The sequence below is a fragment of the Acinetobacter sp. 22301 genome, from assembly GCF_052045285.1.
GTDB lineage: Bacteria > Pseudomonadota > Gammaproteobacteria > Pseudomonadales > Moraxellaceae > Acinetobacter > Acinetobacter pittii.
Window position 1 is genome coordinate 38,866 of record NZ_JBQEOR010000017.1, and the last position, 12,516, is coordinate 51,381.

Genomic DNA, 12,516 nt, shown 5'->3' on the forward strand with positions numbered 1-12,516 from the left:
CAGAAACGCCTGCGTTATAGTTTAAATTTAAAGAAGTACTTTTGAATTTAAACTTGAGTATCGGTTTTGAATTCAAAAACAATAATTTTGATCTAGAGAATTTTAAATTCAAAAATAAAGTAGAAAATTTGAATTTAAAACATGGGAAATGAATTTAAAGTAGAGATTATGAATTCAAATTTACGTTTTCTCTCTGAAATTTTGGACTCATAATGGTATGGTACTTACAAATTTAAATTTAAAAATTGAACTAGGATAATATGCGACGTTTTTCTTGTATTGTTGGCTCTGTATTTTTAGCGATGACTCAGGCTCAAGCAGAGCTCGTAATTAATGGTTCTACAATATCTAGCAGTGCTACTGTTCCAGTAGTGACGAGTGAAGATTATACGCCTAATAATAATTTCCAAAGCTGTTTGGCAAATTTACGTTCTCAAGCAATTGCTGCTGGAGTATCTGGTACAACTTATGATCGTTATACCCAAAACTTGACCCCAGATTATTCAGTTATTGATAAATTAAACTATCAACCAGAATTTTCGACGCCAATTTGGGATTATCTTTCTGGTCTAGTTGATGAAGAGCGCGTTGAGCTTGGTAAACAAAAACTGGCGCAACATCGAGATGTTTTAAACCGTGCTTCTCAAACTTACGGCGTGCCACCGGAAACAATTGTAGCAGTGTGGGGGGTTGAAAGTAATTTTGGTGATATTTCTGGAAAATATCCTTTATTACAAGCACTCGGGACTTTAAGTTGTGAAGGGCGTCGACAAAATTATTTCCGCACTGAGTTTTTTGCCACTATGCGTATTTTACAACGTGGTGATTTAACCGAAGATCAACTGAAAGGTTCATGGGCTGGGGCATTTGGTCATACTCAATTTATGCCATCTACTTATGAACGTTTAGCTGTTGATTTTGATGGAGATGGTCGCCGCGATTTAGTGTCGAGTACAGCTGATGCACTGGCTTCAACTGCCAATTTCTTAAATAAAGCAGGTTGGCAAACAGGAATGCCGTGGGGTTTTGAAGTCAAAGTTCCCCAAGGTATGTCAATTGATGGAGAAGGGCGACGTTCAAAGAAAGCTTTAAGTAGCTGGAGTGCACGAGGGGTAACCCGAATTGATGGTTCTCCACTTGTTCAAGGGGCTTTATCTGGCAATACTTCAGCGGGTTTAATGGCACCTGCAGGTGTAAATGGTCCAGTATTTTTAGTATTTAAGAATTTTGATGCTATCTACAGCTATAACGCTGCGGAAAGCTATGGACTTGCGATTGCACATTTATCTGATCGTTTAAAAGGTGCTGGTCCATTTGTTGCGTCTTGGCCAACTGATGATCCGGGAACTTCACGTGCAGAACGTCGTGAAATCCAACAGTTTTTGATTAATCGTGGCTATGATATTGGTGCAGTTGACGGCCTTATTGGAGATAAAACCCGCGTAGCTATTCGTCAGGAGCAGACTCGTTTAGGTTTAAATCCAACAGGACGGGCAGGGCAACAAATTTTACGTGCATTCCGTCAAGAACAAGCTCAGAAAATGATGCAATAAACTGGAAATAATAAAAAAGGTCTGCTCATGCAGACCTTTTTATAGGTACTTATATAAGATAATCACTCTAATTTAACTGCTTCCAAAATATCAAAAATAACTGACGTAACATCTTGGCTTAAATCACGATCATTAAAGATTTCATACGCAGTGATCGTGACATCAGTATCACTTGGTAATTGCTTTTGCTCTTCTTCAATTAAATGTTCAATCGGTAACAGAGTCTGTTTTACTTCAAGATGGAGAATATCTTTATATTCGATATTTTCATCCTCAAGCTCAATTTCATGCTCATTGAAAAAGGGAATTAAAATAGAATGGAGGTATGGTTTAATTTCAATAATATCAAACAGTTCAATATCTCGTGTCTGTTCAATTGTGCTGATATGATCATTTACTTCAATCAGGATATGATAATAACTCATCTTGATCTCCATTCTATTTTCGTTAGCTCTTATGACCACAATAACATGACTTTGATACCAATTTCGATGTATCTATATAGAAATAGATACATCATTTTATATCAAGCTCTTAATTATTGAGGTAAAGCACTTAATAGATCACGGTCAGCATCCGTAAGTCCAGTGATTTTTTTGTCACCATCTTTACGTACTGAGTACATCAATGCATTTGGTTGATCACTATGTTTTAAACCAAGTGCATGTCCTAACTCATGAGCAATGGTTAAACGTAAGTCATCAATAGATTTAAACTCATAAATTACAATTTGTTTGCCGTTATAGATACCTTTTTTAAAGACATCCGCTTGAGCATTTTGCTTAAATTGGTTCAATGAATTATTAAACTCATTATTAATCTGATTAAAATGAGTCACTTTGACATTTAAGTCTTTAGCTTGCTGATTATATGCAGCAATTTCTTTCTTTAAAGCAACAGTTTGTTTTTGCAAATCTTTCTGAGTTTTAGCCAAAGATTTAGCGCTGTATTCAGGTGCTAATTTGCCTTGGTTAAGCTCCATCATTAGTTGGTCAAGATTTTTCAATTTGCCATTCAAAATCTGCTTCTTATTTTCAAGCTCAGACTGAGTTTGACCAAGGGTTTGCTTCAATTGCTTAATTTGTTGCTGTTCATCAATTACACGTTGCTGTTCTTGTTGGAACTGAGCTGCGATTTTTTGACGCTGTTCAGAACGGCTTTGGCTATTATCGTAAACTAAACGAATTTCTAACTTTGCATTTGGATCATAAGTAAAATAATCCTGTCCAGTACCTTGTTTCCAAATGTCCGCAGCTTGTTGACTAATTTGAATTAATTGGTCTTGGCTTAAACCAAAACGTGGATCAATATCAGCAATTTTATAAGTCAAATGTTGACCTGTTTTTTGCTGGATTTGAGTATGTGCTGGAGTTGCAAGATTAGCATTAGCCTGAAAATTAGAAAAAGCAAAGGCTACGCCTAATAACAAAGATGTTAAACGCATAATCGAAGGGGGAGATTTTAAAAAAAACGTATTATAAGAATATAAAATGAAAAATCAATCAAAAAATGTACAAATCAGGAAAATAAATGAGACTTTAGTCTCATTATTTTTTACCAAATGCCAAATTATTTTTTAGAAAAAATTTAATATATTCCGTTTTATTTAGTTTTTTTAATCATTTAACTTTAACGATTTTTCCTTAATTTGGTCTATAAATTGAACCTAATAAATCTAAATCTGAATCTGTTAATTTAAAGTTATGAATATCTTGCTCTTTTAACCGTGGATACATTAAGGATTTAGGGTCAGTAGTATGTTTTAGGCCTAATGCATGGCCGAACTCATGAGCAAGGGTCAAACGTAAGTCATTTAAAGAAGCATAGTCGTAAATCTGGATTTGGTTTTGACTGAATAAACCTTTATGGAAGGGTTGAATACTAGTTTGCTGCTCTAGTTTGAATTGTGTTTTTAAAGCGCTTAAATCACTTTGCTCTCGATTTATCTCTTTAATTTTTAAGTTAAGTGATTGAATCTTAAGATTTAGAGTGTTGGATTCATTTTGTAAATCTTCCGATTTTTGCTTTAGTTGTTTTTGCCATTCTTTTAAATTATTGGCACTAGAGTAATGCTGTTCTCCTTGATTAAAGCGCGTTACATCTTGTTGATATTGTTCAAACTCCGATTTTAGATTGGTCTTTTTCTTGTTTAAATCACTTGATAGTTGAGCAACTTGCTGTTTGTTTAGAACAATTTCTTCATTTTTAATGCGCCAAGCTTCCTGCTTTTGCAAAAGTGCATCCAAATTGTTTTGTTGTTCATCTTTAAGCATTTGATGATCATCATAGATTAAGTTAATTGACAATTGAGCCTGTGAATCATAAATGAAATAGGTCTTCCCAGTTTCTTTTTGCCAGATTTCAGCAGCTTGCTGACTTACCTCGACTAATTGTTCTTTAGTAAGTTGAAATCGTTGATCAATAAAAGCAATTCGGTATTTTAAAGGCTGATGAGATGAATTAATTGGCAGATTGCTTTGAGCAAAAAGTGTTGTTTGTAAGCCCATGCATAAGCATAAGCTCAATCCCCACCATAGAAATTTTTTCATGGCAAAATAAAAAATATAAATAAATCTTATTGTTAGCTACTTAATTTAATTCGTCAAAACGATAAAAATCTCAATAGATTAGGTGAGGTTTGTGATATTGGTCGAAAAATTAAACAAGATGTTCTCAGACTTGGCAATAATCAAATAATTAATGTAGTAAATAACAGTGGTTTTTTAACAAAAAAATATTATTTAAAATTAAATATTTAGTTTTTATCATTGATCTTTCTGACAGAAATTTTTGAATAATATTATTAAAAAACTTATTGTTACTTTTTGTAAACAATAAAAAACCGCGCCTAAGCGCGGTTTTTTATTAAAGAAACAAATTATTTTTTGTCATCTTTAACTTCAGTGAACTCAGCGTCTACAACACCATCATCTGCTTTTTGTTGACCCGCATCACCACCTTGGAATGCATTTGGATCAAAGCCTTCAGCACCACCAGCTTGTTGCGCTTGTTCATAAGCACGTTGAGTGATAGGCATCAAGATGTTTTGTAAAGCTTCAGTTTTCGCTTTGATATCTTCTACATCATTTTCTTTTGTTGCTGCTTCAAGTTCAGAAACAGCAGTGCTTACAGCTGTTTTTTCATCTTCAGTAATTTTATCACCAAGATCTTTAACAGCTTTGTTCGAGCTTGAAATTAATGCATCAGCTTCGTTACGAGCTTTTGCAAGTTCTTCAAACTTACGATCTTCTTCAGCATTCGCTTCAGCATCTTTAATCATTGCTTCGATTTCAGCATCAGACAAACCTGAGTTCGCTTTAATCTGGATCGATTGCTCTTTACCAGTGCTCTTATCTTTAGCAGATACTTTCAAGATACCATCAGCATTGATGTCGAAAGATACTTCAATTTGTGGCACACCACGTGGAGCAGGTGGAATGTCACCTAATTGGAAGTTACCCAACAATTTGTTTTGTTGAGCCATCTTACGTTCACCTTGGTAAACAGAAATGTCTACAGCAGGCTGGTTGTCAGCAGCAGTAGAGAACACTTGTGATTTCTTCGCAGGAATCGTCGTGTTTTTCTCAATGATTGGTGTTAATACACCACCCATTGTTTCAATACCTAAAGTTAATGGTGTTACGTCTAATAAAAGAACGTCAGTTTTGTCACCAGACAATACCGCACCTTGAATCGCAGCACCGATTGCAACTGCTTCGTCAGGGTTCACGTCTTTACGTGGCTCTTTACCAAAGAATTCTTGTACTTTTTGTTGTACAAGTGGCATACGAGACTGACCACCAACCAAGATCACGTCAGAGATGTCTGAAGTCGAAAGACCAGCATCTTTAAGTGCGATTTTACAAGGCTCAATAGTCCGAGCAACTAAATCAGCAACTAAACCTTCAAGTTTCGCACGTGTTACATTGATCACTAAGTGTTTAGGACCAGTTGCATCTGCAGTGATGTATGGAAGGTTGATTTCAGTTGCATTTGATGAAGAAAGCTCGATTTTTGCTTTTTCAGCAGCTTCTTTCAAACGTTGTAACGCAAGTGGATCATTTTTCAAGTTCACACTTTGTTCTTTCTTAAATTCTTCAACTAAGAATTCAATTAAGGCGTTATCAAAGTCTTCACCACCAAGGAAAGTATCACCGTTTGTTGATAACACTTCGATTTGTTGGTCGCCATCAAGGTCTGCGATTTCAATGATTGATACGTCAAAAGTACCACCACCTAAGTCGTAAACTGCAACTTTACGGTCGCCTTCTTTTTTGTCCATACCGAACGCAAGTGCAGCAGCAGTTGGTTCGTTAATGATACGTTTAACGTCTAAACCAGCGATTTTACCCGCATCTTTAGTTGCTTGACGTTGAGCATCGTTAAAGTAAGCAGGAACAGTAATAACTGCTTCAGTAACTGTTTCACCTAAATAGTCTTCTGCAGTTTTCTTCATCTTTTTCAAGATTTCAGCAGAAACCTGTTGAGGCGCTAATTTTTTATCGTTTACTTCAACCCAAGCATCGCCATTGTCTGCTTTGATGATTTTATAAGGTACAAGACCGATATCTTTTTGTACCGCTTGATCTTCATAACGACGACCGATTAAACGCTTAATAGCGAATAATGTATTTTTCGGGTTAGTTACTGCCTGACGCTTAGCACTTTGACCTACTAAGATCTCGCCATCTTTATAAGCAATGATCGATGGAGTTGTACGTGCGCCTTCAGCGTTTTCGATTACTTTTACTTTATCGCCTTCAAGTACAGCAACGCATGAGTTGGTAGTACCTAAGTCAATACCAATAATTTTTGCCATGTGACGTTTTCCTCAAAAATTCTTTTGCAATGTTTTTGCTTGTTATCCGATATGAGAGTGAATCTATTTTTTTCAAGCGTTTTAGCGAAAAAAAATCTAAAAACTCTCAAAAAATTATTTATTGACCAACCATAACCATAGCAGGGCGCAATAAGCGACCATTTAATGTATAGCCCTTTTGTAAAACGCTACCGATTTCATTTGCTTTAGCATTTGGGTCAATACCTACAGCTTGATGTAAATCCGCATTGAAGCCATTTTTCGTATCAGCTTCTACAACACCAAATTTTTCAAGTGTGGTTAACAGCGACTTCAAGGTCAGTTTAATACCTTCAAGTACTGGCGTTTCTTCATCACCAGCTGCTTGAATTGCACGCTCTAAATTATCAACAGAATCTAGTAACTCTTTTGCAAATTTTTCAAGCACAGTCTCTTTATGCTTGTCAGACTCACGTTGAATACGCTCTACACTTTTTTGTGCTTCGTAAACTGCATTCGCAGTACGTGCCTTTTCAAGTTTTAGGCTTTCTTCTAATTTGGTGATTTGCGCTTGTAAAGATTCAACGGTAACGTCGTTTGCTTGCTCTACACCTTCAGCCTGAGTTTGCTCATTAGATTGCTCTGCTTGCTCGTGTTGAATGTCTTGAGCTTGCTCATTTTGCTCATTAGCCATTGATGATCTCCGTTTAAATGGGTTTTTAAACATGTACAGTCCTTTTGGCATCAGCATTTACTGGGTAAAACCTGAACTGCCATGCATATGCTGTAATTCATTAATAGGGATGAAGTATGGGCATTGCCTAAAAATTCAAGCGTACACGGCAATTTAAAACTTTTAATTTTGCGGTTTTAAGTAAAAATCTAAATTTTCGATCATAAAAGCAATAAATTCCTGAGTTATTTTGGGTAAATGTTGTCTTGAAGCATATACTACCGACAAACTTAATTCGGGAGCCGAATAGTTTTTAAATAAAGGCACCAATCGTTTTTCTTTTAAATCTTTTTTAACTAATAAAGTCGGTAACATTGCCACACCTTGAGCATGTACACACATGTCATAAACAGCATTTACATCATTACTTTTAAAGGTGACGTTTAAAGGATAGTTCTGAGGTTGCTGTTCAGTATCAAAAAGTGTCCAAAATTGATGTTGGCTATGGTGAGCTAAACATTCATGTTGAATCAGTTGCCTTGGATGGGAGAGGGGACTGTGTTGCTTTAAATAATCAGGATGAGCACAGAATACAGACTCGATTTGACAAACTGGTCTCGCAATTAATCCATCTGCAACTTTTTGCGTTATACGTAAGGCTAAATCGACCTGAGCATCAATTAAGTCCATCGTATTTTCAGTCAGATATACATCAAATTGAATATGTGGATGTTGCTGTTTAAATTGGCGAATACATTCCCCAACCCCTAATTGAAATAAAAACAAGCCGCAGGTAAAGCGAATCGTACCGTTATGTTGTTCGGGTGCGGCTAACTCTTGTAAAAGTTGCTGTTGTTGTAAAATATTCTCGCAGTAGAGTAGGGCTTTTTCGCCTGCTGGAGTGAGAGATATTTTTCGTGTATTTCTTTGAAATAGTCGAGTTGAGAAGGTGTGCTCAAGGTGCTCAAGATAGCGAGAAACCATCGCACGGGAATAATTTAGATGTTCGGCGGCTTTGGTTAAATTGCCATGTTGAGCAATAGAAACAAAGACGTGTATGGCTTTTAATGTGTCCATATACTTTATCATTGTTACAATATATGCAACAGTTTATCTTAATTTAGTGCATTTACCTTACAAGAATTGCAATTTAAAGTATTTCTCATGAATTTGGAGAATACATAATGAAATTTTTTAAATTAACTGCTTCAGCCCTAGCAACTGCGACTGCTTTAACGGTAGCTTCCTCAGCTTTTGCGCAAGATTTGAAGATCCAAAGTTTTCTGGCTAAACCCGAACATTTCGGCGTGACTTCTACTTTAATTGAAGGCGATAAAGAAGTTCTGTTGGTGAATGCACAATTCTCAAAATCTGAAGCATTACGTATTGCTGCCGATATTCTCGATAGCGGTAAAACACTAAAGACAATTTTCGTAAGTTATGGCGATCCGGACTATTACTTTGGCTTAGATGTATTTAAACAATACTTCCCAAATGTACAAATCATTGCAACACCAGAAACTGTTAAACATATCCAAGATACTCAAGCGCTTAAAGTAGAATACTGGGGCCCACAAATGGGTGCAAATGCGCCTAGCCAAATTATTGTGCCTCAAGCTTATACCGCTAAAACTTTAAAACTAGAGAATGAGTCAATCGAGATTAAAGGTAAGAAAGAACTTACTTATTTATGGGTTCCTTCTTCAAAAGCAGTTGTAGGCGGTATTCCTGTCTCTTCAGGTATTCATTTATGGATGGCAGATACACCAAAAGTTAAAGATCGCAATGAAGTGATTCAAGCTTTAGAAAGTATTAAATCACTCCAACCTCAAACAGTTGTTCCAGCTCATATGGTTGAGGGAGCTCCACAAGGTTTAGATGCGGTTAACTTTTCTATCGACTATCTCAAGAGCTATGAGAAAGCGGTTAAAGTAAGTAAAAATGCGAGTGAGCTAAGTCAGCTCATGCAGAAACAATATCCAACATTAAAGAGTGTAGATAGCCTAGAGCTAGGTGCAAAAGTTGTAAAAGGCGAGATGCAATGGCCATAATTTGAATCGAAACACTATAAATTTTTAAAAAAGCCGTGGTCTATCCTCGGCTTTTTTTATGAAATAAGGCATTTTCAAGTAAAAAGTCTCTGTAACATTCTACGCACCTTATATAGCGTTTCTATGAAGAGAAAATTTTTAACGAGAGTAAAAGGCTAAGATAAAAATTAGAAATTGATAAAAATAAACAAAAGCTTAAGTTATAGCTTCTATATAAAAGGTAGAGGTGGGGCTAAGGAAGAGGTTTTAATAAAAAATTGCACAATTTGTACTTCTATTACTACAAAAGACAACCAATGATACGCACGCCAGAAAAAAAAATTGTGAATTATAGGCAGCGCGAAGATGAACTTTGCATTTAAATGTTTGTCGTAATGAAAGGAAAGTGATTATGAAAAAATTAGGTCTTATCTCTGTAGTACTTGCTGGTGTTGCTTTTACAGCTGTTGGTTGTGCATCTGAAGCTGGCTTAAATGCATCAGGTTCAGCTCAAACTAGCGCTAGCCCATCTGGCGTACAAGCTGGTGTTGGTGTAGATGCTGGTGTTTCTGGTCAAGCACAACCAGGTCAAGTTGATGCTGGTGCTTCTGGTTCTGTTTCAGGTTCTGCAACTGCTCAGTAATTCTTAGCGATAAGAACAGTTAAAAGATTATAGAGTACATATATTCAAGATGCCGATTTATATATGAAATGAGCTGCTACTCATTATTCTATAGTCAAGAGAATGTGGATTTCTCAACAAAAAAGCCCCAAGAGATTTTTTCTTTGGGGCTTCCATATTCCAATAGATTTTAGTCATCATCATGATAATCTCTATGATTGTGATCACGATCTTCTAATCTTTTCTTCTCCCATTCACGGTGTCTTTTTTCCCACTCACGACGATTTCTATCCTGTTCGCGAGCATCCTTACGTTGTTGTTCGTATATTCTCTTACGCTCTTCCCAACGTTTTCGTTCCCAGTCACTATAGCGACGTCCATCATAGCGGTCATCATCATGATCATGGTAACCATAACCACCGCGGTAATAAGGATCATCTGTATAAGCAACACAACCTACAGTTAAAAGACTGGTTGCTAATAAAGTAACAACTAGTTTTGCTGACATAGCACAATCTCCTTTTGTCTGTTAACAATAATTGGCAAAAAAGTCCTGTTTTAAACGACAGATTTGTTAATGACATTTGCTATAAATCAGATTAGCGTAGATTGGTTTTTACCTTTGTATCTTGATTACATGAGTTGTATGCGAATATAGTCAAACAACAAAGAATTCTGTAGAAAATATGAAGGATAAGAGGAATTCATGGAGATAGGCATGACAGCATTTAATCAAAAAATTCAAACATTGCTAGATAAGGGCCAAGGGCCTGCTGCTCGAGCTCTTGATAAGTTACCTCGATTAGCTCAAGAATCACTTGCCAAAATCCTTGGATATGCCTACCAATACCCGGAGCTCGATTCGTTTACTAAATGTATGATGGCCGTACAAATTAAACAGGGACGTATTGGTTTCATTGGTTCAGATCCTATTGAGTCTAGACGGCAGTTTGATACACAAATGTTGGCTATACGCCAGAAATCAACTGAAATTGAGTCAGTGGAAGACATTCGTTTGCCGCTTCAAAGTGGAACTGTTTTCGCAAGACACTATCATCCGTCACCGAATAAAAAATTACCTCTGATTATTTTTTATCACGGGGGAGGGTTCGTTGTGGGTGGTTTAGATACTCATGATGAGGTTTGTCGTATATTGGCAAAATATGCAAAAGTACAAGTACTCAGTATTGATTATCCACTTGCACCTGAGGTCTCACCTCAACATTTAATCCAATCATGTGAAGATGCATTAGCTTGGGTATATCAAAATCGCAGACAACTAAAAATATTAAAAAATCGTATTGCTGTAGCAGGGGATAGTGCAGGCGGCAATATCAGTACGGTTGTGGCTCAACGATCAGTAAACAAACCTTATGCTCCACAAGCGCAGCTTCTCATTTACCCTACAGTTGATTTTAAAAGCCGACATCCTTCTTTTTATGCTTATAACGAAGGATTAGTTTTGACGGATAGCGATATTAATTATGTCACTCAATATTATGCAACTCAGCATAATGTAGAATTAGACGATCCGATTATTTCTCCAACCTATGGTAATTTGAAAAAGAACCCGCCAGCTTTCGTGATTACGGCTGGTCATGACGTATTGCATGATGAAGCGAAAATTTATAGCTATAAGCTAAGACAAAATGGCGTCAAAATGCATTATGAAGAATATCCAGATCAAACCCATGGTTTTATAAATTTGACACCTATTTCTAAAAAGGCAAAAAGATATACTATCGAGATCAGTAAGAACTTCAGAAAGTTCTGGGATAAAAATAGTTAAATAAAAGTTTAGTCCATGTTTCACGTGGAACGTGGACTAATACTCAAATCTAAAATATAAAGTACTAAATAAAAGATAATAAATACTCACTAGAATTCTTTTATATAGATGATTAAATTTATCCTTCATTAAGTTTTGCATTTTATTGTAGGAAGATATGAAAAAATTATTAATGTTATGTTGTTTGGGTATAAGCAGCCATTCAGTCTGGGCTGACACTTTAGTTGAAATGCAAACAAATTTAGGCAACATTGAAATACAACTTTATGATGATAAAGCACCAAACAGTGTGAAGAATTTTAAAGACTATATAAAGTCAGGCTTTTATAAAGATACGATATTTCACCGCGTAATTCCTGGTTTTATGGTGCAGGGCGGTGGACTTACTGCAAATATGCAGGAAAAGACTACGCGAGCACCTATCAAAAATGAAGCTGGAAATGGAATTGCTAACACACGCGGAACGTTGGCGATGGCTCGTACTGCAAATCCTGACTCAGCTACTAGTCAGTTTTTCATAAACGTTGCAGATAATAATTTTTTAAATCGTTCTGCGGGTAATGCGGGTTACGCAGTTTTTGGAAAAGTAATTAAAGGAATGGAAGTGGTTGATCGTATTGTTCAGGTCCCTACATCAAACTATGGCATGCATCAAAACGTACCAAAACAGGCTATAAAGATAGTAGATATAAAGTTTAAAACTCTTCAAAAATAAATTAACCATATAAATCATACATTTGTTTGTTTTTGAGATTTTTTTTGGCTGAAAAAGAACCGGTCGAACGTGCATATTTATAAAAGTGCTTGCGTACCAGTTTTTTTTCCCTATAATGCACTCATCCCGACGCGATACACGAGAATATCTTAGCTTACAGGGTTAAGATGAAAGCTTAGTATTGCGTTGAATTCTGTCTCTGACGAAGAGCAGAAAAATCATTAAGAGAATTGAAGAACAACTTGTGTGGATTTTTACTGATTGATTAATCGAAATAATTTTCATTGATTGATTGGTTTAAATTACTCGAAGTTTATTTGAGCGAAATTTAAGTCA

General features: G+C 36.1%; 11 protein-coding genes and 1 pseudogene. 5 read left to right on the top strand and 7 right to left on the bottom strand.

Annotated elements, in window-relative coordinates; translation table 11 throughout:
• Positions 1 to 260 precede the first annotated feature (260 nt).
• Positions 261 to 1,553: a lytic murein transglycosylase gene (locus tag ACTJJH_RS17565; protein ID WP_039767285.1), complete on the top strand. Its 1,293-nt coding sequence runs from the start codon at positions 261 to 263 to the stop codon at positions 1,551 to 1,553.
• A 62-nt stretch (positions 1,554 to 1,615) separates the two neighbouring features.
• Here the strand turns inward: ACTJJH_RS17565 and ACTJJH_RS17570 are convergent, their stop codons facing one another.
• The 6 genes and pseudogenes from ACTJJH_RS17570 to ACTJJH_RS17595 form a co-directional block, all read right to left on the bottom strand.
• Complete coding sequence (locus ACTJJH_RS17570; protein ID WP_014207668.1) at positions 1,616 to 1,990, bottom strand: hypothetical protein; 375 nt, start codon at positions 1,988 to 1,990, stop codon at positions 1,616 to 1,618.
• Between the two features lie 101 nt (positions 1,991 to 2,091).
• A pseudogene (locus ACTJJH_RS17575) lies at positions 2,092 to 3,059 on the bottom strand (M57 family metalloprotease).
• A gap of 137 nt (positions 3,060 to 3,196) precedes the next feature.
• On the bottom strand, positions 3,197 to 4,102 hold the full coding sequence (locus ACTJJH_RS17580) for a matrixin family metalloprotease (protein WP_440601524.1): 906 nt from the start codon (positions 4,100 to 4,102) through the stop codon (positions 3,197 to 3,199).
• Between the two features lie 329 nt (positions 4,103 to 4,431).
• Positions 4,432 to 6,372 carry a molecular chaperone DnaK gene (gene dnaK, locus ACTJJH_RS17585; protein ID WP_017386231.1) on the bottom strand — a complete coding sequence of 647 codons (1,941 nt, stop codon included), beginning with the start codon at positions 6,370 to 6,372 and terminating at the stop codon, positions 4,432 to 4,434.
• A 118-nt stretch (positions 6,373 to 6,490) separates the two neighbouring features.
• Positions 6,491 to 7,045, bottom strand: a complete 555-nt coding sequence (grpE, locus tag ACTJJH_RS17590) for a nucleotide exchange factor GrpE (RefSeq protein ID WP_002115470.1) — start codon at positions 7,043 to 7,045, stop codon at positions 6,491 to 6,493.
• A gap of 162 nt (positions 7,046 to 7,207) precedes the next feature.
• Positions 7,208 to 8,101, bottom strand: coding sequence for a LysR family transcriptional regulator (locus ACTJJH_RS17595; protein ID WP_032006002.1), 894 nt, complete (start codon positions 8,099 to 8,101; stop codon positions 7,208 to 7,210).
• Positions 8,102 to 8,208: 107 nt separating this feature from the next.
• Between ACTJJH_RS17595 and ACTJJH_RS17600 the strand changes: the two genes are divergently transcribed.
• Together ACTJJH_RS17600 and ACTJJH_RS17605 are read left to right on the top strand one after the other, a co-directional pair.
• Positions 8,209 to 9,075: an MBL fold metallo-hydrolase gene (locus tag ACTJJH_RS17600; RefSeq protein WP_440601525.1), complete on the top strand. Its 867-nt coding sequence runs from the start codon at positions 8,209 to 8,211 to the stop codon at positions 9,073 to 9,075.
• A 391-nt stretch (positions 9,076 to 9,466) separates the two neighbouring features.
• The gene (locus tag ACTJJH_RS17605) at positions 9,467 to 9,697 is read left to right on the top strand and encodes a hypothetical protein (protein WP_000733015.1); all 231 of its coding nucleotides are present in this window, start codon (positions 9,467 to 9,469) and stop codon (positions 9,695 to 9,697) included.
• A gap of 169 nt (positions 9,698 to 9,866) precedes the next feature.
• On the opposite strand, the gene ACTJJH_RS17610 is transcribed toward ACTJJH_RS17605, so the two are convergent.
• Positions 9,867 to 10,184, bottom strand: coding sequence for a hypothetical protein (locus tag ACTJJH_RS17610; RefSeq protein WP_032006006.1), 318 nt, complete (start codon positions 10,182 to 10,184; stop codon positions 9,867 to 9,869).
• A 210-nt stretch (positions 10,185 to 10,394) separates the two neighbouring features.
• Between ACTJJH_RS17610 and ACTJJH_RS17615 the strand changes: the two genes are divergently transcribed.
• Together ACTJJH_RS17615 and ACTJJH_RS17620 are read left to right on the top strand one after the other, a co-directional pair.
• The gene (locus ACTJJH_RS17615; protein ID WP_440601526.1) at positions 10,395 to 11,465 is read left to right on the top strand and encodes an alpha/beta hydrolase; all 1,071 of its coding nucleotides are present in this window, start codon (positions 10,395 to 10,397) and stop codon (positions 11,463 to 11,465) included.
• Positions 11,466 to 11,622: 157 nt separating this feature from the next.
• Positions 11,623 to 12,180, top strand: coding sequence for a peptidylprolyl isomerase (locus ACTJJH_RS17620; RefSeq protein ID WP_033851383.1), 558 nt, complete (start codon positions 11,623 to 11,625; stop codon positions 12,178 to 12,180).
• The last annotated feature ends 336 nt before the right edge of the window (positions 12,181 to 12,516 follow it).